At 57.4% G+C, this 20,495-nt stretch carries 21 protein-coding genes; 20 read left to right on the top strand and 1 reads right to left on the bottom strand.

Features of this window, described 5'->3' with window-relative positions; genetic code table 11:
- Positions 1 to 23 precede the first annotated feature (23 nt).
- Positions 24 to 1,547 (bottom strand): chromosomal replication initiator protein DnaA, encoded by a 1,524-nt coding sequence (dnaA, locus tag R1A29_RS29130; RefSeq protein ID WP_438300240.1) that lies wholly within the window; start codon positions 1,545 to 1,547, stop codon positions 24 to 26.
- 566 nt (positions 1,548 to 2,113) lie between these two features.
- On the opposite strand from dnaA, the gene rpmH reads away from it, so the two are divergent.
- The 20 genes from rpmH to R1A29_RS29030 all read left to right on the top strand — a co-directional run bounded on the left by rpmH (position 2,114) and on the right by R1A29_RS29030 (position 20,494).
- Complete coding sequence (gene rpmH / locus R1A29_RS29125; protein WP_003213577.1) at positions 2,114 to 2,248, top strand: 50S ribosomal protein L34; 135 nt, start codon at positions 2,114 to 2,116, stop codon at positions 2,246 to 2,248.
- Positions 2,249 to 2,264: 16 nt separating this feature from the next.
- Positions 2,265 to 2,666 carry a ribonuclease P protein component gene (rnpA, locus tag R1A29_RS29120; protein ID WP_011336726.1) on the top strand — a complete coding sequence of 134 codons (402 nt, stop codon included), beginning with the start codon at positions 2,265 to 2,267 and terminating at the stop codon, positions 2,664 to 2,666.
- Positions 2,659 to 2,904 carry a membrane protein insertion efficiency factor YidD gene (yidD, locus tag R1A29_RS29115; protein WP_010565858.1) on the top strand — a complete coding sequence of 82 codons (246 nt, stop codon included), beginning with the start codon at positions 2,659 to 2,661 and terminating at the stop codon, positions 2,902 to 2,904. The genes rnpA and yidD overlap by 8 nt, the downstream gene beginning before the upstream one ends.
- 2 nt (positions 2,905 to 2,906) lie before the next feature.
- On the top strand, positions 2,907 to 4,589 hold the full coding sequence (gene yidC / locus R1A29_RS29110) for a membrane protein insertase YidC (RefSeq protein WP_438300239.1): 1,683 nt from the start codon (positions 2,907 to 2,909) through the stop codon (positions 4,587 to 4,589).
- A gap of 81 nt (positions 4,590 to 4,670) precedes the next feature.
- The gene (mnmE, locus tag R1A29_RS29105; protein WP_114886525.1) at positions 4,671 to 6,041 is read left to right on the top strand and encodes a tRNA uridine-5-carboxymethylaminomethyl(34) synthesis GTPase MnmE; all 1,371 of its coding nucleotides are present in this window, start codon (positions 4,671 to 4,673) and stop codon (positions 6,039 to 6,041) included.
- A gap of 553 nt (positions 6,042 to 6,594) precedes the next feature.
- Positions 6,595 to 8,493, top strand: a complete 1,899-nt coding sequence (gene mnmG / locus R1A29_RS29100; RefSeq protein WP_438300238.1) for a tRNA uridine-5-carboxymethylaminomethyl(34) synthesis enzyme MnmG — start codon at positions 6,595 to 6,597, stop codon at positions 8,491 to 8,493.
- On the top strand, positions 8,490 to 9,134 hold the full coding sequence (gene rsmG / locus R1A29_RS29095) for a 16S rRNA (guanine(527)-N(7))-methyltransferase RsmG (RefSeq protein WP_007911906.1): 645 nt from the start codon (positions 8,490 to 8,492) through the stop codon (positions 9,132 to 9,134). The genes mnmG and rsmG overlap by 4 nt, the downstream gene beginning before the upstream one ends.
- Positions 9,135 to 9,152: 18 nt before the next feature.
- Positions 9,153 to 9,953, top strand: coding sequence for a ParA family protein (locus R1A29_RS29090; RefSeq protein ID WP_438300237.1), 801 nt, complete (start codon positions 9,153 to 9,155; stop codon positions 9,951 to 9,953).
- 9 nt (positions 9,954 to 9,962) lie between these two features.
- Positions 9,963 to 10,835 (top strand): ParB/RepB/Spo0J family partition protein, encoded by an 873-nt coding sequence (locus R1A29_RS29085; RefSeq protein ID WP_085713100.1) that lies wholly within the window; start codon positions 9,963 to 9,965, stop codon positions 10,833 to 10,835.
- A gap of 148 nt (positions 10,836 to 10,983) precedes the next feature.
- Positions 10,984 to 11,391 carry a F0F1 ATP synthase subunit I gene (locus tag R1A29_RS29080; protein WP_003229783.1) on the top strand — a complete coding sequence of 136 codons (408 nt, stop codon included), beginning with the start codon at positions 10,984 to 10,986 and terminating at the stop codon, positions 11,389 to 11,391.
- Between the two features lie 16 nt (positions 11,392 to 11,407).
- Positions 11,408 to 12,277 carry a F0F1 ATP synthase subunit A gene (gene atpB / locus R1A29_RS29075; protein WP_085686128.1) on the top strand — a complete coding sequence of 290 codons (870 nt, stop codon included), beginning with the start codon at positions 11,408 to 11,410 and terminating at the stop codon, positions 12,275 to 12,277.
- 134 nt (positions 12,278 to 12,411) lie between these two features.
- Positions 12,412 to 12,669, top strand: coding sequence for a F0F1 ATP synthase subunit C (atpE, locus tag R1A29_RS29070; RefSeq protein ID WP_003097235.1), 258 nt, complete (start codon positions 12,412 to 12,414; stop codon positions 12,667 to 12,669).
- A 58-nt stretch (positions 12,670 to 12,727) separates the two neighbouring features.
- Positions 12,728 to 13,198 carry a F0F1 ATP synthase subunit B gene (locus R1A29_RS29065; RefSeq protein ID WP_007954149.1) on the top strand — a complete coding sequence of 157 codons (471 nt, stop codon included), beginning with the start codon at positions 12,728 to 12,730 and terminating at the stop codon, positions 13,196 to 13,198.
- 12 nt (positions 13,199 to 13,210) lie between these two features.
- Positions 13,211 to 13,747, top strand: coding sequence for a F0F1 ATP synthase subunit delta (locus tag R1A29_RS29060; RefSeq protein ID WP_007911956.1), 537 nt, complete (start codon positions 13,211 to 13,213; stop codon positions 13,745 to 13,747).
- A gap of 21 nt (positions 13,748 to 13,768) precedes the next feature.
- A complete protein-coding gene (atpA, locus tag R1A29_RS29055; protein WP_085606310.1) occupies positions 13,769 to 15,313 on the top strand; it encodes a F0F1 ATP synthase subunit alpha in 1,545 nt (514 codons plus the stop codon).
- Between the two features lie 50 nt (positions 15,314 to 15,363).
- Positions 15,364 to 16,224, top strand: a complete 861-nt coding sequence (gene atpG / locus R1A29_RS29050; RefSeq protein WP_008084419.1) for a F0F1 ATP synthase subunit gamma — start codon at positions 15,364 to 15,366, stop codon at positions 16,222 to 16,224.
- A gap of 27 nt (positions 16,225 to 16,251) precedes the next feature.
- A complete protein-coding gene (atpD, locus tag R1A29_RS29045) occupies positions 16,252 to 17,628 on the top strand; it encodes a F0F1 ATP synthase subunit beta (protein ID WP_007954162.1) in 1,377 nt (458 codons plus the stop codon).
- A gap of 45 nt (positions 17,629 to 17,673) precedes the next feature.
- Positions 17,674 to 18,099 (top strand): F0F1 ATP synthase subunit epsilon, encoded by a 426-nt coding sequence (locus R1A29_RS29040; protein ID WP_007954164.1) that lies wholly within the window; start codon positions 17,674 to 17,676, stop codon positions 18,097 to 18,099.
- Between the two features lie 118 nt (positions 18,100 to 18,217).
- The gene (glmU, locus tag R1A29_RS29035; RefSeq protein ID WP_438300236.1) at positions 18,218 to 19,585 is read left to right on the top strand and encodes a bifunctional UDP-N-acetylglucosamine diphosphorylase/glucosamine-1-phosphate N-acetyltransferase GlmU; all 1,368 of its coding nucleotides are present in this window, start codon (positions 18,218 to 18,220) and stop codon (positions 19,583 to 19,585) included.
- Between the two features lie 132 nt (positions 19,586 to 19,717).
- Positions 19,718 to 20,494 carry a DeoR/GlpR family DNA-binding transcription regulator gene (locus R1A29_RS29030; protein ID WP_438300235.1) on the top strand — a complete coding sequence of 259 codons (777 nt, stop codon included), beginning with the start codon at positions 19,718 to 19,720 and terminating at the stop codon, positions 20,492 to 20,494.
- Position 20,495 lies beyond the last annotated feature (1 nt).

Genomic DNA, 20,495 nt, shown 5'->3' with positions numbered 1-20,495 from the left:
TTAATAAGCTGCGCTGGTGTTCATCAAGTGGTCAGAGTACGCAGCAGGTTCTTGTAGTCCTCGCGGATGTCCGCGTCGGATTCCTTAAGTTCGTTGATCTTGCGGCAGGCGTGCAACACCGTCGTATGGTCGCGACCGCCAAACACATCGCCGATTTCCGGCAGGCTGTGGTTGGTCAGTTCCTTGGACAGAGCCATGGCGACCTGACGCGGGCGAGCGACCGAGCGCGAACGGCGCTTGGACAGCAAGTCGGAGATCTTGATCTTGTAGTACTCGGCGACGGTGCGCTGAATGTTATCCACAGAGACCAGTTTGTCCTGCAATGCCAACAGGTCTTTCAGGGATTCGCGAATCAGCTCGATGGTGATGTCGCGGCCCATGAAGTGCGAGTGGGCGATCACGCGTTTCAGCGCGCCTTCCAGCTCACGGACGTTGGAGCGAATGCGCTGGGCAATGAAGAACGCCGCATCGTGTGGCAACTCGACTTTGGCCTGGTCGGCCTTCTTCATCAAGATGGCCACGCGGGTTTCCAGCTCAGGCGGCTCGACGGCAACCGTCAGGCCCCAGCCGAAGCGGGATTTGAGGCGCTCTTCAAGGCCTTCGATTTCTTTCGGGTAGCGGTCACTGGTGAGAATGACCTGCTGGCCACCTTCAAGCAGGGCGTTGAAGGTGTGGAAAAACTCTTCCTGGGAACGTTCCTTGCGGGCGAAGAACTGAATGTCGTCGATCAGCAGGGCGTCCACCGAACGGTAGAACCGCTTGAACTCGTTGATTGCGTTCAGTTGCAGCGCCTTGACCATGTCGGCCACGAAACGCTCGGAATGCAGGTACACGACCTTGGCATTCGGATTCTTCTTTAATAGGTGGTTACCCACCGCATGCATCAAGTGCGTTTTACCCAGACCGACACCGCCATAAAGGAAGAGCGGGTTGTAGCCGTGCTTGGGGTTGTCTGCCACTTGCCAGGCCGCCGCACGGGCGAGCTGGTTGGATTTACCTTCGACGAAGTTTTCGAAGGTGAAGGTGCGGTTCAGGTAGCTGGTGTGCTTGAGCGCACCTTCGACCTGCACGGTGCGCTGCTCGGCACGCACTGGCGCTTGCTGGGAAGCAGCGCCGGCCATCGGGTCGAAGCTGTCGCGGGACGGCTCCTCGCTGACTTCCTCGGTTTTCTGCGTCGCACGCTTGGCCGGGGCTGGAGCCGGCGCGGGTGCCGGAGCGCTGACCTGGGCGGCATTGGCCTGAGCCAGGGATGCAGCAGCGGCGGCCAACGGTGCGTTCGGCGCAGCACGCGGCGCAGAACTGCGTTTGCTGCCTATCAATAAGGAGAGCGACGGCGCCAGGCCGTTGCCATGCTCATCCAGCAGTTCAAGGACGCGCCCCAGGTACTTTTCGTTGACCCAGTCCAGAACAAAACGGTTCGGTGCGTAGACACGCAACTCGTCGCCTTCGGCTTCGACCTGTAATGGACGGATCCAGGTGTTGAATTGTTGGGCTGGCAGCTCTTCGCGCAAAAGCTCCACGCACTGCTGCCAAAGTTCCACTGACACGGAAATCCCCTAAGTTGAAAGCCGGTGAGGCAAAAACAAGCGGCCATTGTAGCGGCGGGACGTTCACTTATCCACATGCAGGTTGCCCGGTGGACATGATTTATCAATGCCTTAACCGTTGAAAAAGCGACCGACGGTGTGTGAATAAGCTCTGTGGATAACCGCAGCTGAGGGCACTGGACAACTGGGGGCGAAACTCAGTGGACAAGTCGCCTGTGGATAACAGTGCTTTCCACACACAGGTTATCCGATAGCGCAGCACAGGCTGAACACGGTTTTCCACTGTAGTTGTCATTCTCTGTACACCAGACAATATAAGGCTTCAGAGTAGTTATCCACAGAAGGTGGCCGTCTTAGCTTTTACAAGCTTTACAGAAAAGCTTTAAATAATTCCCTTCTTTATTTTTATGTCTGGCAGTCAAGGTTCAGGGACTGGAAGCATCAGAGATCTATTTATAGGGAAACGTTGGTTGGAAATTGACCTATGGACTTGCTTTCTCTAGAATCCCCGGTCTCTTAAAACGGGGGCCATTCCGGCCCGTTGTGGACGAACCAGGTAACACGACATGAAACGTACTTTCCAACCAAGCACTATCAAACGCGCTCGTACCCACGGTTTCCGTGCTCGCATGGCTACCAAGAACGGTCGTGCCGTACTGTCGCGTCGTCGCGCCAAAGGCCGCGCACGTCTGGCAGTTTGATAATCCGGCACTGGAGGTGAGTCAGGACTTCAGTCGGGAAAAGCGTCTGCTTACTCCCCGACACTTCAAGGCAGTCTTTGACTCCCCTACCGGCAAGGTTCCGGGGAAAAATCTCCTGCTCCTTGCGCGCAACAACGATCTCGATCACCCCCGTCTGGGGCTGGTTATCGGGAAAAAGAGTGTAAAACTCTCCGTCGAGCGCAATCGCCTCAAACGTCTGATGCGCGAATCGTTTCGCCTGCACCAGGATTCACTGGTCGGCTGGGACATCGTTATCGTCGCGCGCAAAGGTTTGGGCGATGTAGAAAACCCCGAATTGATTCAGCATTTCGGCAAACTCTGGAAACGTCTGGCGCGCAACAAGCCGGTACCAGCAGTCAAAACCGAAACTGTAGGGGTAGACAGTCCAGATGCGTAAACTGGCACTCGTTCCGATCCAGTTTTACCGCTACGCCATTAGTCCTCTGATGGCTGATCACTGTCGTTTCTACCCCAGTTGTTCCTGCTACGCGTTGGAAGCCATCGAAAATCATGGCCTTCTGCGCGGTGGCTGGCTGACCTTTCGTCGTTTAGGTCGCTGTCATCCGTGGAATCCCGGTGGTTATGACCCGGTTCCACCTATCCCTACCTCCCGTTCTTCTTCGATGGCCGAGTAATCATGGATATCAAACGCACGATCCTGATCGTCGCCCTGGCAATCGTGTCCTACGTCATGGTTCTTAAATGGAACCAGGACTATGGCCAGGCTGCCCTGCCGACTCAGAATGTTGCTTCCAGTACGACTGCATCCGGTTTGCCGGACACCGTTCCTGGCAATAACACTTCCGCCAGTGACGATATTCCGCATGCCGCAAGCGATACCAGCGCACCTGCAGAAGCGCCGGTCGCTGCCAGCAAAGATCTGATTCAGGTCAAAACCGATGTGCTCGATCTGGCGATCGATCCACAGGGCGGTGACGTTGCGCAACTGACCTTGCCGCTGTATCCGCGTCGTCAGGACCGTCCGGATGTTCCGTTCCAGCTGTTCGACAACGGCGGTGAGCGTACTTATCTGGCCCAAAGCGGTCTGATCGGCACCAACGGTCCGGACGCCAGCCCGACCGGTCGTCCGGTTTACTCGTCGGAGAAGAAAAGTTATCAACTGGCTGACGGTCAGGACCAATTGGTCGTCGACCTGAAATTCAGCAAGGACGGCGTCAACTACATCAAGCGTTTCACTCTGAAGCGCGGACTGTATGACGTAACCGTGACCTACCTTGTGGATAACCAGAGTGCTCAGCCCTGGTCCGGTTCGATGTTTGCGCAGTTGAAGCGCGACAACAGCGCCGATCCTTCGTCGACCACTGCTACCGGTACCGCGACTTACCTGGGCGCCGCCCTGTGGACAAGTTCCGAGCCGTACAAGAAAGTGTCCATGAAGGACATGGACAAAGGTCAACTCAAGGAAACCGTTACCGGTGGTTGGGTAGCCTGGCTGCAACACTACTTCGTGACGGCATGGGTTGCTCCGAAGGGCGAAAACAATATCGTCCAGACCCGTAAAGACAGCAAAGGCAACTACATCATCGGTTACACCGGTCCTTCGCTGACCGCTGCACCGGGTGCAAAAGTTGAAACCAGCGCCATTCTGTATGCCGGCCCGAAAAGCCAGGCGGTGCTGAAAGAGTTATCCCCAGGTCTGGAACTGACCGTCGACTACGGCATTCTGTGGTTTATTGCCCAGCCAATCTTCTGGCTGCTGCAACATATCCACGCGATCGTAGGCAACTGGGGCTGGTCGATCATCTTCCTGACCATGCTGATCAAAGGGATTTTCTTCCCGCTGTCAGCTGCCAGCTACAAGTCGATGGCCCGCATGCGCGCCGTGGCTCCGAAACTGGCTGCACTGAAAGAGCAACATGGCGATGACCGGCAGAAAATGTCGCAAGCCATGATGGAGCTGTACAAGAAAGAGAAGATCAATCCGCTGGGTGGCTGCTTGCCTATCCTCGTGCAGATGCCGGTTTTCCTTTCCCTGTACTGGGTTCTGCTGGAAAGCGTGGAAATGCGCCAGGCGCCGTTCATGCTGTGGATTACCGACCTGTCGATCAAGGATCCGTTCTTCATCCTGCCGATCATCATGGGCGCGACCATGTTCATCCAGCAGCGTCTGAACCCGACTCCTCCGGATCCGATGCAGGCGAAGGTCATGAAAATGATGCCAATCATCTTCACCTTCTTCTTCCTGTGGTTCCCGGCTGGTCTGGTGCTGTACTGGGTTGTGAACAACTGCCTGTCGATTGCCCAACAGTGGTACATCACGCGTAAGATCGAAGCGGCGACGAAAAAAGCCGAGGCGTAACTTACTCTGTGGATAACACCACTCAAAACGCCCCCTAGTGGGGCGTTTTGCTATCTGCCATTTTTGTCTGGATACCGGTTTATGAGCGCACCTCGTGAAACCATCGCAGCCGTCGCTACTGCCCAGGGCCGTGGCGGTGTGGGCATCGTTCGAATTTCCGGGCCGCTGGCCAGCGTTGCGGCCAAAGCCATCAGCGGCCGTGAACTGAAACCGCGTTTTGCCCACTACGGGCCCTTCTTCAGTGACGATCAACAGGTGCTGGATGAAGGTCTGGCGCTGTATTTCCCCGGGCCGAACTCGTTCACCGGTGAAGATGTGCTGGAACTGCAGGGCCACGGTGGCCCGATCGTTCTGGACATGTTGCTCAAGCGTTGCCTGGAACTGGGTTGCCGTCTGGCCCGGCCGGGTGAGTTCAGCGAGCGCGCCTTCCTCAATGACAAACTCGACCTGGCTCAGGCCGAGGCCATTGCCGACCTGATCGAAGCCAGTTCTGCACAGGCAGCACGCAACGCTTTGCGTTCCTTGCAGGGCGCGTTTTCCCAGCGTGTGCATAACCTCACCGAACAACTGATCGGTCTGAGGATTTACGTCGAGGCAGCCATCGATTTCCCGGAAGAAGAAATCGATTTTCTCGCCGATGGCCATGTATTGAGCATGCTCGACAAAGTACGCGACGAGTTATCCACCGTACTGCGTGAAGCCGGGCAGGGTGCGCTGCTGCGTGATGGCATGACGGTGGTGATTGCTGGACGTCCAAATGCCGGCAAGTCGAGTCTGCTCAACGCATTGGCCGGTCGAGAAGCCGCCATCGTGACGGAAATCGCCGGCACGACCCGGGATATCTTGCGCGAACATATCCACATCGACGGCATGCCGCTGCATGTCGTAGACACCGCCGGATTGCGCGATACCGACGACCATGTGGAAAAAATCGGTGTCGAACGTGCGTTGAAAGCCATTGGCGAAGCCGATCGGGTGCTGTTGGTGGTCGATGCCACGGCGCCGGAAGCAGCCGACCCGTTCGCGTTATGGCCTGAATTCCTTGAAACCCGACCAGATCCGGCAAAGGTCACCCTGATTCGCAATAAAGCGGATCTCACCGGTGAAGCGATTGCCCTGGAAGTCAGCGACGATGGCCATGTAACCATCAGCTTGAGCGCCAAGGCTGCCGGCGAAGGCCTGGATCTGCTGCGCGATCACCTCAAGGCCTGCATGGGTTACGAGCAGACCTCGGAAAGCAGCTTCAGCGCACGCCGCCGTCACCTGGAAGCACTGCGTCATGCCAGCGCGGCCCTGGAACACGGTCGTGCACAACTGACTCTGGCGGGTGCCGGTGAACTGTTGGCGGAAGATCTGCGTCAGGCTCAGCAGTCCCTTGGGGAAATTACCGGTGCATTCAGCTCCGATGATCTGCTCGGGCGGATCTTTTCCAGTTTCTGCATCGGTAAATAACCCTTCCGTTGTCCACAGGCAGGTCCATTCCCGACCTGTCTGTTTCTCCTTTTCGCATTCCTTCCTTTCCAGTGCCGGGCAGATTCCTTCTCCCTGAGCGGATTTCCCCTGTCCGCTGCATGCTCATTCATCCGATTTCTGTGGATTAAGCCCTGTGAATAACTGCCGCTGAGGGCAGTTGATAACAGGGCCTGAAAACTGAACATAACTGCATCTGTGGATAACAGCCCCATTCATCCACAGGCTTACACCGGTTATCCAAGGGCCTCATGGGCACATGGGCACAGGGTTTTGAATCTCTGTACATGTTGAAAATAAAGGCCTATGGCAATCTATCCACAGAAATCACGGGCAGTAAGAATAAGCTTTAAAACAAAGGTTTTATAAATTTCTCTCTTTTTTATTCTTTTAACCGCGAGTTCTCCACAGCTGGTTAAATTTTGTGCAAAGGGTTCTTTAGGCAGGGCGAAGTCCCTATACTTGTCGACCAGGTCCAGAAACCTGATCTCAAACTATTCCTGAATTACCTACTTAAGCAGGCACGAGGTGCGTGGTGGATTTCCCTTCCCGTTTTGAAGTGATCGTCATCGGCGGCGGTCATGCCGGTACCGAGGCAGCACTGGCCTCAGCACGCATGGGCGCAAAAACCCTTCTGCTGACGCACAACGTGGAAACCCTCGGTGCCATGAGTTGCAACCCGGCCATCGGCGGCATCGGCAAAAGCCATCTGGTCAAGGAAATCGACGCCCTCGGCGGCGCGATGGCCATGGCCACCGATCTGGGCGGCATCCAGTTTCGCGTGTTGAACAGCCGTAAAGGCCCGGCCGTACGTGCAACCCGTGCACAAGCCGACCGGATTCTTTACAAAGCGGCTATCCGCGAAATCCTGGAAAACCAGCCGAACCTGTGGATATTTCAACAGGCCGCCGACGACCTGATCGTCGAGCAGGAGCAAGTACGCGGTGTTGTCACGCAAATGGGTCTGCGTTTCTTCGCCGATTCCGTTGTGTTGACCACCGGTACCTTCCTGGGCGGACTTATCCACATCGGTTTGCAGAATTTTTCCGGTGGTCGTGCCGGTGATCCACCGTCGATCGCCCTGGCGCATCGTCTGCGTGAACTGCCGCTGCGTGTCGGTCGCCTGAAAACCGGTACGCCACCGCGTATCGACGGCAAGTCTGTGGATTTCTCGGTGATGACCGAGCAGCCAGGTGATACGCCGATCCCGGTGATGTCGTTCATGGGCAACAAGGAACAACATCCACGTCAGGTCAGCTGCTGGATTACTCACACCAACGCCCGTACCCACGAAATCATCGCCGCGAACCTCGATCGTTCGCCGATGTATTCCGCTGCCGGCGAGATCGAAGGCATCGGCCCGCGTTATTGCCCGTCTATCGAAGACAAGATCCACCGCTTTGCCGACAAGGAAAGCCATCAGGTGTTCATCGAGCCGGAAGGCCTGACCACCCATGAGCTGTATCCGAACGGGATATCCACAAGCCTGCCGTTCGACGTGCAATTGCAGATCGTGCAATCGATTCGCGGCATGGAAAACGCGCACATCGTGCGTCCGGGTTATGCGATCGAGTACGACTACTTCGATCCGCGCGACCTGAAGTACAGCCTGGAAACCAAAGTGATCGGCGGTCTGTTCTTCGCTGGCCAGATCAACGGCACCACCGGTTACGAAGAAGCCGGCGCCCAGGGTCTGCTCGCCGGCGCGAACGCTGCGTTACGTGCGAAAGGCAAAGAAGCCTGGTGCCCGCGTCGCGATGAAGCGTACATCGGGGTATTGGTCGACGACCTGATCACCCTCGGCACCCAAGAGCCGTATCGCATGTTCACTTCTCGTGCCGAGTACCGTCTGATCCTGCGTGAGGACAACGCCGACCTGCGTCTGACCGAAAAAGGTCGCGAACTGGGTCTGGTCGATGATGCGCGCTGGGCGGCGTTCTGCAAGAAGCGCGAAAACATCGAGCTGGAAGAGCAGCGTCTGAAAAGCACCTGGGTTCGCCCGGGCACTCCGCAGGGCGATGCGATTGCGGAAAAATTCGGCACGCCGCTGACTCATGAATACAACCTGCTCAATCTCTTGAGCCGTCCGGAAATCGACTACGCTGGTCTGGTCGAAGTGACCGGGCAGGGCGCCGAAGACCCACAGGTCGCCGAACAGGTCGAGATCAAGACCAAATACGCCGGTTACATCGACCGTCAACAGGACGAAATCGCCCGTCTGCGTGCAAGCGAAGACACGAAACTGCCTGTGGATATCGATTACACCAACATTTCCGGTCTCTCCAAGGAGATCCAGAGCAAGCTGGGTGCCACGCGTCCCGAGACGCTGGGCCAGGCTTCGCGGATCCCGGGTGTGACCCCGGCAGCGATTTCGCTGTTGATGATTCATTTGAAAAAACGCGGCGCGGGCCGTCAGTTGGAGCAAAGCGCTTGAGTTCTAAGGTCACTTCGCAACACGCCGAAGAGTTATCCACAGGAGCCCGCGAGCTCGGTGTCAATCTCACTGAAACCCAGCACGAACTGCTGCTGGGTTATCTGGCCCTGTTGATCAAATGGAACCAGGCCTACAACCTGACCGCCGTTCGTGATCCGGACGAAATGGTTTCCCGTCACTTGCTCGATAGTCTCAGCGTGATGTCTTTCATCGAAAACGGCCGCTGGCTGGATGTCGGCAGCGGTGGCGGCATGCCGGGGATCCCTCTGGCGATCCTGTATCCGGACTCGCAAGTGACTTGCCTGGACAGCAACGGCAAGAAAACCCGCTTCCTGACCCAGGTCAAACTCGAACTCAAACTGGACAACCTGCAAGTTATCCACAGTCGCGTCGAAGCGTTCCAGCCTGCGCAGCCATTCAACGGGATCATTTCCCGGGCATTCAGCAGCATGGAGAACTTCACCAACTGGACTCGCCACCTCGGCGATGCCGATACGCGCTGGCTGGCAATGAAGGGCGTTCATCCGGCCGATGAGCTGGTAGCATTGCCGGCAGACTTCAAACTCGATAGCGAACACGCCCTGGCCGTACCCGGTTGCCAAGGCCAACGCCATCTGCTGATACTGCGCCGCACGGCATGATTGGGAACACAAGCAAGAATGGCTAAGGTATTCGCGATAGCGAACCAGAAGGGTGGTGGTGTGGGCAAGACCACCACCTGCATCAACCTCGCAGCATCCCTGGTCGCGACCAAGCGCCGGGTGCTGTTGATCGATCTCGATCCACAGGGCAACGCCACCATGGGTAGCGGTGTGGATAAACATGGCCTGGAAAATTCGGTCTACGACCTGCTGATCGGCGAATGCGATCTGGCCCAGGCCATGCACTACTCCGAACACGGCGGTTATCAACTGCTGCCGGCCAACCGCGACCTGACGGCGGCCGAAGTGGTGCTGCTGGAAATGCAGATGAAGGAAAGTCGTCTGCGCAGTGCGCTGGCGCCGATCCGGGAAAACTACGATTACATCCTGATCGACTGCCCGCCGTCGCTGTCGATGCTCACGCTGAACGCACTGGTCGCGGCTGACGGGGTCATTATCCCCATGCAGTGCGAGTACTTCGCGCTCGAAGGTCTGAGCGACCTTGTGGATAACATCAAACGCATCGCCGAACTGCTGAACCCGAACCTGAAAGTCGAAGGCCTGCTGCGGACCATGTATGACCCGCGCCTGAGCCTGATGAACGATGTATCGGCCCAGCTCAAGGAACACTTCGGCGATCAGCTGTACGACACCGTCATTCCGCGCAACATCCGTCTGGCCGAAGCCCCGAGCTACGGCATGCCGGCGCTGGCCTACGACAAGCAATCGCGTGGCGCGCTGGCCTATCTGGCCCTGGCGGGCGAGATGGTTCGCCGTCAGCGCAAAAATTCACGCATCGCCGCTGCCCAGCCAACTTAAGGAATCCCCATGGCCGTCAAGAAACGAGGTCTCGGACGAGGACTGGATGCACTGCTGAGCGGTCCGACTGTCAGCTCGCTGGAAGAACAAGCGGCGCAGGCTGACAGCCGTGAGTTGCAGCACCTGCCGCTGGACCTGCTGCAACGCGGCAAGTACCAGCCACGCCGGGACATGGATCCGCAGGCGCTGGAAGAGCTGGCGCAGTCGATCAAGACTCAAGGCGTGATGCAGCCGATCGTGGTTCGCCCGATTGGTGGCGGTCGCTTTGAAATCATCGCCGGTGAGCGCCGCTGGCGCGCAAGCCAGCAGGCCGGGCAGGAAACCATTCCGGCCATGGTCCGTGATGTGCCGGATGAAACCGCGATCGCCATTGCGCTGATCGAGAACATCCAGCGCGAAGACCTGAACCCGATCGAAGAGGCGGTGGCCCTGCAGCGCCTGCAGCAGGAATTCCAGCTTACCCAGCAGCAGGTGGCCGAGGCTGTGGGTAAGTCCCGCGTCACGGTGGCCAACCTGTTGCGCCTGATTGCATTGCCGGAAGTCATCAAGACCATGTTGTCCCACGGCGACCTGGAAATGGGCCACGCCCGTGCATTGCTCGGTCTGCCGGACAATCAGCAGGTGGAAGGGGCGCGACATGTTGTCGCACGCGGCCTCACCGTGCGCCAAACCGAGGCACTGGTTCGTCAGTGGCTGAGTGGCAAACCCGAGCCTGTGGAACCTGCCAAACCTGACCCGGATATCGCCCGCCTCGAGCAGCGTCTGGCCGAGCGCCTAGGCTCTGCGGTGCAGATCCGCCACGGCAAGAAGGGAAAGGGTCAGTTGGTGATCGGTTACAACTCCCTCGATGAGCTTCAGGGTGTGCTTGCACACATCCGCTGAAACAATTCCTCTTGTAGCGCGCAGTCGGAAATCACTACCTGACAGTTGAATAGGGGCAGAACCGCCCCTATACTCTGCGCGCATTTTGTCGGCACAAATTATGCCAAGTTATTGAATTTCGGCAGCCGACCATTGGAGAGCAATAGTGATGGAAACCCGCAAGCCAAACCGCCTGCCGTTCCATCGCCTGGCGGTTTTTCCGGTGTTGATGGCTCAATTTGTCATTTTGCTCATTGCCGCTTTGGCGCTCTGGCAATGGCACGGAGTCGTTGCCGGATACTCGGGACTTTGCGGAGGCCTGATAGCCTTGCTGCCCAATGTTTATTTCGCTCACAAGGCATTTCGGTTTTCCGGCGCCCGAGCAGCCCAGTCCATCGTCCGGTCTTTCTATGCCGGCGAGGCAGGCAAACTGATTTTGACGGCAGTGCTGTTTGCACTGGTGTTTGCAGGTGTGAAGCCACTGGCGCCGATCGCTGTATTCGGCGCCTTCGTGCTGACTCAGTCGGTCAGCTGGTTCGCTCCCCTGCTGATGAGAACAAGACTTTCGAGACCTTAGGGCGTTTGAGGCAACCATGGCAGAAACAACCGCTTCGGGCTATATCCAGCACCACTTGCAGAACCTGACCTTCGGTCAGCTACCCAACGGCGGCTGGGGCTTTGCCCACACCGCAGCAGAAGCCAAAGAAATGGGCTTCTGGGCTTTCCACGTCGATACCCTCGGCTGGTCGGTCGCACTGGGTCTGATTTTCGTCATTCTTTTCCGCATGGCGGCCAAGAAGGCGACTTCCGGTCAGCCAGGTGCACTGCAGAACTTCGTTGAAGTCCTGGTCGAATTCGTCGATGGCAGCGTGAAAGACAGCTTCCATGGTCGTAGCCCGGTGATCGCACCGCTGGCACTGACCATCTTCGTCTGGGTGTTCCTGATGAACGCCGTCGACCTGGTACCGGTCGACTGGATTCCTCAGCTGGCCATTCTGATCTCCGGCGACCACCACATCCCGTTCCGTGCCGTGTCGACCACCGACCCGAACGCGACCCTGGGCATGGCGTTCTCGGTTTTCGCACTGATCATTTTCTATAGCATCAAGGTCAAGGGCCTCGGCGGCTTCATCGGCGAGCTGACCCTGCACCCGTTCGGCAGCAAGAACATCTTCGTTCAGGCTCTGCTGATCCCGGTGAACTTCCTGCTGGAATTCGTGACCCTGATCGCCAAACCGATCTCTCTGGCTCTGCGTCTGTTCGGCAACATGTATGCCGGCGAGCTGGTGTTCATCCTGATCGCTGTGATGTTCGGCAGCGGCCTGCTCTGGCTGAGCGGCCTGGGCGTTGTCCTGCAGTGGGCGTGGGCTGTGTTCCACATCCTGATCATCACCCTGCAGGCGTTCATCTTCATGATGCTGACCATCGTCTACCTGTCGATGGCGCACGAAGAAAACCATTAAGACCGGTCTCGACCAGTCTGATGTCCTTCCCGGTAAAACGGGAAGGGGCTCCTCACGGGGCACCATGAAACGATTTGTTTTACCGCTTTAATCTAAAAAACCTAAACCATACGACGTAAAAGTCGGGAGGAAAGATGGAAACTGTAGTTGGTCTAACCGCTATCGCTGTTGCACTGTTGATCGGCCTGGGCGCACTGGGTACCGCAATTGGTTTCGGCCTGCTGGGCGGCAAGTTCCTGGAAGGCGCAGCGCGTCAGCCAGAAATGGTTCCAATGCTGCAAGTTAAAATGTTCATCGTTGCCGGTCTGCTCGACGCCGTAACCATGATCGGTGTTGGTATCGCTCTGTTCTTCACCTTTGCGAACCCGTTCGTTGGTCAAATCGCTGGCTAATCATTCGGACTTTCCGAGTGATTTGGTGTGATGGACAACGTAACTGCGAGGTGTTGGCGTGAACATTAATGCGACCCTGATTGGCCAGTCCGTTGCGTTCCTGATTTTTGTACTGTTCTGCATGAAGTTCGTATGGCCTCCGGTCATCGCCGCTCTGCACGAACGTCAAAAGAAGATCGCTGATGGTCTGGACGCTGCCAGCCGTGCAGCTCGCGACCTGGAGTTGGCCCAAGAGAAAGCGGGTCAGCAACTGCGCGAAGCGAAAGCTCAGGCAGCTGAAATCATCGAGCAAGCCAAGAAACGCGGTAACCAGATTGTCGAAGAGGCCGTTGAAAAGGCCCGTGTCGACGCTGACCGTGTGAAGGTTCAGGCTCAAGCCGAGATCGAACAGGAACTGAACAGTGTCAAAGACAAGCTGCGCGCCCAAGTGGGCTTGCTGGCTGTCGGCGGCGCCGAGAAGATCCTGGGTGCCACAATCGATCAAAACGCGCACGCAGAGCTGGTTAACCAACTGGCTGCTGAAATCTAAGCGAGGGCGATCATGGCAGAACTGACCACGTTGGCCCGACCTTACGCTAAGGCGGCCTTCGAGCACGCTCAGGCCCACCAGCAACTGGCCAATTGGTCAGCCATGCTCGGCCTGGCTGCAGCGGTGTCGCAAGACGACACCATGCAGCGCGTGCTCAAGGCCCCGCGACTGACGAGCGCAGAAAAGGCCGCCACGTTCATTGACGTGTGCGGCGACAAGTTTGATGCCAAGGCACAGAACTTCATCAATGTCGTTGCCGAAAACGACCGTCTCCCGCTTCTGCCGGAGATCGCTGCTCTTTTCGACCTGTACAAGGCTGAACAAGAGAAATCGGTAGACGTTGAAGTGACCAGTGCTTTTGCATTGAACCAAGAACAGCAAGACAAACTCGCCAAGGTTCTCAGTGCACGACTCAACCGGGAAGTGCGCCTGCAAGTTGCGGAGGATGCTGCCCTCATAGGTGGTGTCGTTATCCGCGCCGGCGACCTGGTTATCGATGGCTCGATTCGCGGCAAAATCGCGAAACTTGCCGAAGCATTGAAATCTTGAGTTTGAAGGGGCAGCAGAGCAATGCAGCAACTCAATCCTTCCGAAATAAGTGAAATTATCAAGGGCCGCATCGAAAAACTCGATGTGACCTCCCAAGCCCGTAACGAAGGCACTGTCGTCAGCGTATCTGACGGTATCGTGCGGATTCACGGTCTGGCCGACGTCATGTACGGCGAGATGATCGAGTTTCCGGGCGGCGTCTACGGTATGGCCCTCAACCTGGAGCAAGACTCCGTAGGTGCCGTTGTACTGGGCGCATACACGACTCTGGCTGAAGGCATGAGCGCCAAGTGCACCGGCCGCATCCTCGAAGTTCCGGTTGGTAAGGAACTGCTGGGTCGCGTTGTCGACGCACTGGGTAACCCTGTTGACGGCAAAGGTCCACTGGGCAACACCGAGACCGACGCGGTCGAGAAAGTTGCTCCGGGCGTGATCTGGCGTAAGTCGGTAGACCAGCCTGTACAGACTGGCTACAAGGCTGTCGATGCCATGATCCCTGTCGGCCGTGGCCAGCGTGAGCTGATCATCGGTGACCGTCAGATCGGTAAAACCGCTCTGGCGATTGACGCGATCATCAATCAGAAAGACAGCGGCATTTTCTGCGTCTACGTGGCAATCGGTCAGAAGCAATCGACCATCGCCAACGTGGTTCGCAAGCTGGAAGAAAACGGTGCACTGGCTAACACCATCATCGTTGCAGCGAGCGCTTCGGAATCTGCAGCACTGCAATTCCTGGCTCCGTACTCCGGTTGCACCATGGGTGAATTCTTCCGCGACCGCGGTGAAGACGCGCTGATCGTTTATGACGATCTGTCCAAGCAAGCAGTGGCTTACCGCCAGATTTCCCTGCTGCTGCGCCGTCCACCAGGCCGTGAAGCTTACCCAGGCGACGTGTTCTATCTCCACTCCCGTCTGCTGGAGCGCGCATCCCGCGTTTCGGAAGAGTACGTAGAGAAGTTCACCAACGGCGCAGTGACCGGCAAAACCGGTTCCCTGACCGCACTGCCGATCATCGAAACCCAGGCTGGCGACGTTTCCGCGTTCGTTCCGACCAACGTGATTTCCATCACCGACGGTCAGATCTTCCTGGAATCGGCCATGTTCAACTCGGGCATCCGCCCTGCAGTGAACGCCGGTGTTTCGGTATCCCGTGTGGGTGGTGCCGCTCAGACCAAGATCATCAAGAAGCTGTCCGGTGGTATCCGTACCGCTCTGGCTCAGTACCGTGAACTGGCGGCATTCGCCCAGTTCGCTTCTGACCTGGACGAAGCGACCCGCAAGCAACTTGAGCATGGTCAGCGCGTTACCGAGCTGATGAAGCAGAAGCAATACGCACCTATGTCGATCGCTGACATGGCGCTGTCGCTGTATGCCGCTGAGCGTGGGTTCCTGACTGACATTGAAATCGCCAAGATCGGCAGCTTCGAACAAGCGCTGATTGCTTTCTTCAACCGCGATCACGCCGACTTGATGGCGAAGATCAACGTTAAAGGTGACTTCAATGACGAAATCGACGCTGGCCTGAAAGCCGGTATCGAGAAGTTCAAGGCCACCCAAACCTGGTAAGCCGCAGCGGGAGCCGCAAGGCTCCCGCTTGCTAACCTGATAGGTGTTACATGGCAGGCGCAAAAGAGATTCGCAGTAAGATTGCGAGCATCAAAAGCACGCAAAAAATTACCAGCGCCATGGAAAAAGTGGCGGTCAGCAAAATGCGCAAGGCACAAATGCGCATGGCTGCTAGCCGTCCTTATGCGGAGCGTATCCGCCAGGTAATTGGGCATCTGGCCAACGCCAACCCGGAATACCGCCATCCGTTCATGATCGACCGCGCCATCAAGCGCGTTGGTTATGTCGTGGTGAGCAGTGACCGTGGTCTGTGCGGCGGCTTGAACACCAACCTGTTCAAGGCCCTGGTCAAGGACATGGCGGTAAACCGCGAAAACGGCGTCGAGATTGATCTGTGTGTCGTTGGTAGCAAGGGTGCGGCCTTTTTCCGCAACTTCGGCGGTAACGTCGTTGCAGCTATCAGCCACCTGGGTGAAGAGCCGTCGATCAATGATCTGATCGGCAGCGTCAAGGTGATGCTGGATGCCTATCTGGACGGCCGTATTGACCGCCTGTCCGTGGTATCCAACAAGTTCATCAACACCATGACGCAACAGCCTACCGTGGAGCAGTTGATTCCACTGGTAGCGACCCCGGATCAGGATCTCAAGCACCACTGGGACTACCTCTACGAACCAGACGCCAAAGAGCTGCTTGACGGCTTGATGGTGCGTTACGTGGAGTCGCAGGTGTACCAGGCGGTGGTCGAGAACAACGCGGCCGAACAAGCTGCGCGGATGATCGCGATGAAGAACGCTACCGACAACGCCGGTGATTTGATCAGCGATTTGCAGCTGATCTACAACAAGGCGCGTCAGGCTGCGATCACCCAAGAGATCTCGGAAATCGTCGGCGGCGCTGCCGCGGTTTAACGGTTCAAATATTCAGAGGATCCAGCTATGAGTAGCGGACGTATCGTTCAAATCATCGGCGCCGTTATCGACGTGGAATTTCCACGCGACAGCGTACCGAGCATCTACGACGCCTTGAAGGTTCAAGGCGCCGAAACCACTCTGGAAGTTCAGCAGCAGCTGGGCGACGGCGTGGTTCGTACCATTGCGATGGGCTCCACCGAAGGCTTGAAGCGCGGTCTGGACGTCAACAACACTGGCGCAGCCATCTCCGTACCGGTCGGTAAAGCGACTCTGGGCCGGATCATGGACGTACTGGGCAACCCTATCGACGAAGCTGGCCCGATCGGCGAAGAAGAGCGCTGGGGTATCCACCGCGCCGCTCCTTCCTTCGCGGAACAAGCTGGCGGCAACGAGCTGCTGGAAACCGGCATCAAGGTTATCGACCTGGTTTGCCCGTTCGCCAAGGGCGGTAAAGTCGGTCTGTTCGGTGGTGCCGGTGTAGGCAAGACCGTAAACATGATGGAACTGATCCGTAACATCGCCATCGAGCACAGCGGTTATTCCGTGTTCGCCGGTGTGGGTGAGCGTACTCGTGAGGGTAACGACTTCTACCACGAGATGAAGGACTCCAACGTTCTCGACAAGGTAGCGCTGGTCTACGGTCAGATGAACGAGCCACCAGGAAACCGTCTGCGCGTAGCGCTGACCGGCCTGACCATGGCCGAGAAGTTCCGTGACGAAGGTAACGACGTTCTGCTGTTCGTCGACAACATCTACCGTTACACCCTGGCCGGTACCGAAGTATCCGCACTGCTGGGCCGTATGCCTTCGGCAGTAGGTTACCAGCCGACCCTGGCTGAAGAGATGGGCGTGCTGCAAGAGCGCATCACTTCGACCAAGCAAGGTTCGATTACTTCGATCCAGGCCGTATACGTACCAGCGGACGACTTGACTGACCCGTCGCCAGCGACCACGTTTGCTCACCTGGACGCCACCGTCGTTCTGTCCCGTGACATCGCTTCCCTGGGTATCTACCCGGCGGTAGACCCACTGGACTCGACTTCGCGTCAGCTGGACCCGAACGTGATCGGCAACGATCACTACGAGACCGCTCGCGGCGTTCAGTACGTGCTGCAGCGTTACAAAGAGCTGAAGGACATCATCGCGATCCTGGGTATGGACGAGCTGTCGGAAGCCGACAAGCAGTTGGTAAACCGTGCTCGTAAGATCCAGCGCTTCTTGTCGCAGCCGTTCTTCGTGGCTGAAGTCTTCACCGGTGCTTCGGGTAAATACGTTTCCCTGAAAGACACCATTGCTGGCTTCAAAGGCATCCTCAACGGTGACTACGACCACCTGCCAGAACAAGCGTTCTACATGGTCGGCGGCATCGAAGAAGCGATCGAGAAAGCCAAGAAACTGTAATCCCGGCGCCCGGCAACGGGCGCTCATTTAGGTTGAGGCAATCAGATGGCTATGACAGTCCATTGCGATATCGTCAGCGCGGAAGGAGAAATCTTTTCCGGCCTGGTCGAGATGGTGATTGCGCACGGTGCTCTGGGTGATCTTGGTATCGCTCTGGGTCACGCGCCGCTGATCACGAATCTCAAGCCGGGTCCGATCCGCCTGATCAAGCAAGGCGGGGAAGCCGAGGTGTTCTACATCTCCGGTGGTTTCCTCGAGGTTCAGCCGAACATGGTCAAGGTGCTTGCCGATACCGTGCAACGTGCCGCCGACCTGGATGAAGCTCAGGCTCAGGCAGCGCTCAAGGCTGCCGAAGCTGCTCTGCATGAGAAGAGCGCAGATTTCGACTACGGAGCTGCGTCCGCACGTCTGGCCGAGGCTGCAGCTCAGCTGCGCACCGTCCAGCAGATCCGCAAGAAGTTTGGCGGTTAATCCGTCAGCCACTTGTTGTGCGATTGATAAAAAAGGGTAGCCTCGGCTACCCTTTTTTCTTTTCAGAATTCTACAAACCCGGTCGCAGTTGCTGACCACCCAGGATTGGTAGCCAGTCATGTCTCTTGAAATCGTAATCCTCGCGGCCGGTCAAGGCACACGCATGCGTTCGGCTCTGCCGAAAGTGCTGCACCCGATTGCCGGCGATTCCATGCTCGGTCATGTTATCCACAGCGCCCGTCAGCTCGATCCGCAGCGCATCCATGTTGTCATCGGCCATGGCGCCGATGTGGTGCGCGAGCGCCTGGCTGCCGATGACCTCAATTTCGTCCTGCAGGACAAGCAATTGGGTACCGGCCACGCGACTGCCCAGGCCGTACCGTTCATCACGTCCGATACCGTTCTGATTCTCTACGGTGACGTGCCGCTGATCGAAGTTGAAACCCTGCAGCGTCTGCTCAAGCACGTCGTTCCCGGCCAGATGGGGTTGCTGACCGTCGAACTGGACGATCCGACCGGTTATGGTCGCATCGTGCGTGATGCCAGCGGCAAGGTCGCGGCCATTGTCGAGCACAAGGACGCCACTGAAGCGCAACGCGCGATCACCGAAGGCAATACCGGCATTCTTGCGGTACCTGCCAGCCATCTGGCGGACTGGATGGGGCGCCTGTCGAACAACAACGCCCAGGGCGAGTACTACCTGACCGACGTGATTGAAATGGCGGTCGGTGATGGCCTGGTGGTTGCGACCGAGCAACCCCATGATCCGATGGAAGTGCAGGGCGCCAACGATCGCAAGCAACTGTCGGAACTGGAGCGTCACTATCAGTTGCGTGCCGGCCGTCGCCTGATGGCGCAGGGCGTGACTCTGCGTGACCCGGCCCGGTTCGACGTGCGTGGTGAAGTGACCGTCGGTCGCGATGTGTTGATCGACATCAACGTCATTCTCGAAGGCAAGGTCGTCATCGAAGACGACGTGGTGATCGGCCCGAACTGCGTGATCAAGGACAGCACACTGCGCAAAGGCGTGGTGATCAAGGCCAACAGCCATATCGAAGGCGCGGTTCTGGGTGAAAACAGCGACGCCGGCCCGTTTGCCCGACTGCGTCCAGGCACCGTGCTCGAAGCCCGTGCCCATGTGGGTAACTTCGTCGAACTGAAAAACGCCCGCATGGGCGAAGGTGCCAAGGCCGGGCACCTGACTTATCTGGGTGATGCCGAGATCGGTGCCCGTACCAACATCGGCGCCGGCACCATCACTTGCAACTACGATGGCGCCAACAAGTGGAAAACCGTTTTGGGTGAAGACGTATTCATCGGTTCCAATAATTCGTTGGTGGCGCCTGTGGATATCTCTGCCGGTGCGACCACGGCGGCTGGTTCGACCATCACTCAGAATGTGGATAACGCTCAGTTGGCAGTAGGCCGTGCAAGGCAGAGGAACATCGAAGGCTGGAAACGACCGGAAAAAATCAAGAAGAGCTGAGTTATCCACAGCGCTTCAATTTGAAAGATCGCTGCCTACGGGCAGCGATTTTTTTTCATCGCCGGCTTGACGGTTTTGCTTCGATAGGTTTTGATTGCTTTCATTATCTTTCGAATCGAAACTTAGCGCGCCATGTCGAAACGCAATACACCCCAACGTCGTCACAACATCCTGGCCTTGCTCACCGAGCAGGGTGAAGTGAGTGTCGACGAACTCGCCAAGCGTTTCGAAACCTCCGAAGTTACGATTCGCAAGGATCTCGCAGCGCTGGAGAGCCATGGCTTATTGCTGCGTCGGTATGGCGGGGCGATCACCATGCCTCAGGAACTGGTGGCCGACGTCAGTCAGAACGTTTCCAAATACAAACAGGCGATTGCCCGCGCTGCGGTTACACGCATCCGCGAACACGCCCGCATCATCATCGACAGCGGCAGCACCACGGCCGCGATGATTCCCGAGCTCGGCCAGCAGCCGGGTCTGGTGGTGATGACCAATTCCCTGCACGTCGCCAACGCCCTGAGCGAACTCGAGCATGAACCGGTCCTGTTGATGACCGGCGGCACCTGGGATCCCCATTCGGAATCCTTTCAGGGCCAGGTCGCCGAGCAGGTACTACGCTCTTACGACTTCGATCAATTGTTCATCGGTGCCGACGGCATCGATCTGGTGCGTGGCACCACCACCTTCAATGAGTTGCTCGGCCTGAGCCGGGTGATGGCGGAAGTGGCGCGGGAAGTGATCGTGATGGTCGAGGCCGACAAGATCGGCCGCAAGATTCCAAACCTGGAGCTGCCGTGGAGCAGTGTCCATACCCTAATCACCGATGATCGCCTGCCGCAGGAGGCACGGGATCAGATTCAGGCTCGCGGTATCAATTTGATTTGCGCGACGGTCAGTCAGGAGAAATAAG

Origin of the sequence: Pseudomonas sp. NMS19W (genome assembly GCF_051554255.1) — a bacterium.
GTDB lineage: Bacteria > Pseudomonadota > Gammaproteobacteria > Pseudomonadales > Pseudomonadaceae > Aquipseudomonas > Aquipseudomonas kribbensis.
Note: the sequence above shows the minus strand (reverse complement) of the source record. Positions and strands in the feature narration are given on the sequence as shown.

Excerpts from the sequence above, each read along its gene's own strand:
- R1A29_RS29085 (WP_085713100.1), top strand. The coding sequence starts at position 9,963 with ATGGCCGTCAAGAAACGAGGTCTCGGACGAGGACTGGATGCACTGCTG.
- yidC (WP_438300239.1), top strand. The coding sequence starts at position 2,907 with ATGGATATCAAACGCACGATCCTGATCGTCGCCCTGGCAATCGTGTCC.
- glmU (WP_438300236.1), top strand. The coding sequence starts at position 18,218 with ATGTCTCTTGAAATCGTAATCCTCGCGGCCGGTCAAGGCACACGCATG.
- R1A29_RS29080 (WP_003229783.1), top strand. The coding sequence starts at position 10,984 with ATGGAAACCCGCAAGCCAAACCGCCTGCCGTTCCATCGCCTGGCGGTT.
- R1A29_RS29040 (WP_007954164.1), top strand. The coding sequence starts at position 17,674 with ATGGCTATGACAGTCCATTGCGATATCGTCAGCGCGGAAGGAGAAATC.
- mnmE (WP_114886525.1), top strand. The coding sequence starts at position 4,671 with ATGAGCGCACCTCGTGAAACCATCGCAGCCGTCGCTACTGCCCAGGGC.
- atpA (WP_085606310.1), top strand. The coding sequence starts at position 13,769 with ATGCAGCAACTCAATCCTTCCGAAATAAGTGAAATTATCAAGGGCCGC.
- atpD (WP_007954162.1), top strand. The coding sequence starts at position 16,252 with ATGAGTAGCGGACGTATCGTTCAAATCATCGGCGCCGTTATCGACGTG.
- rpmH (WP_003213577.1), top strand. The coding sequence starts at position 2,114 with ATGAAACGTACTTTCCAACCAAGCACTATCAAACGCGCTCGTACCCAC.
- atpB (WP_085686128.1), top strand. The coding sequence starts at position 11,408 with ATGGCAGAAACAACCGCTTCGGGCTATATCCAGCACCACTTGCAGAAC.
- atpG (WP_008084419.1), top strand. The coding sequence starts at position 15,364 with ATGGCAGGCGCAAAAGAGATTCGCAGTAAGATTGCGAGCATCAAAAGC.
- R1A29_RS29090 (WP_438300237.1), top strand. The coding sequence starts at position 9,153 with ATGGCTAAGGTATTCGCGATAGCGAACCAGAAGGGTGGTGGTGTGGGC.
- R1A29_RS29060 (WP_007911956.1), top strand. The coding sequence starts at position 13,211 with ATGGCAGAACTGACCACGTTGGCCCGACCTTACGCTAAGGCGGCCTTC.
- R1A29_RS29030 (WP_438300235.1), top strand. The coding sequence starts at position 19,718 with ATGTCGAAACGCAATACACCCCAACGTCGTCACAACATCCTGGCCTTG.
- yidD (WP_010565858.1), top strand. The coding sequence starts at position 2,659 with ATGCGTAAACTGGCACTCGTTCCGATCCAGTTTTACCGCTACGCCATT.
- atpE (WP_003097235.1), top strand. The coding sequence starts at position 12,412 with ATGGAAACTGTAGTTGGTCTAACCGCTATCGCTGTTGCACTGTTGATC.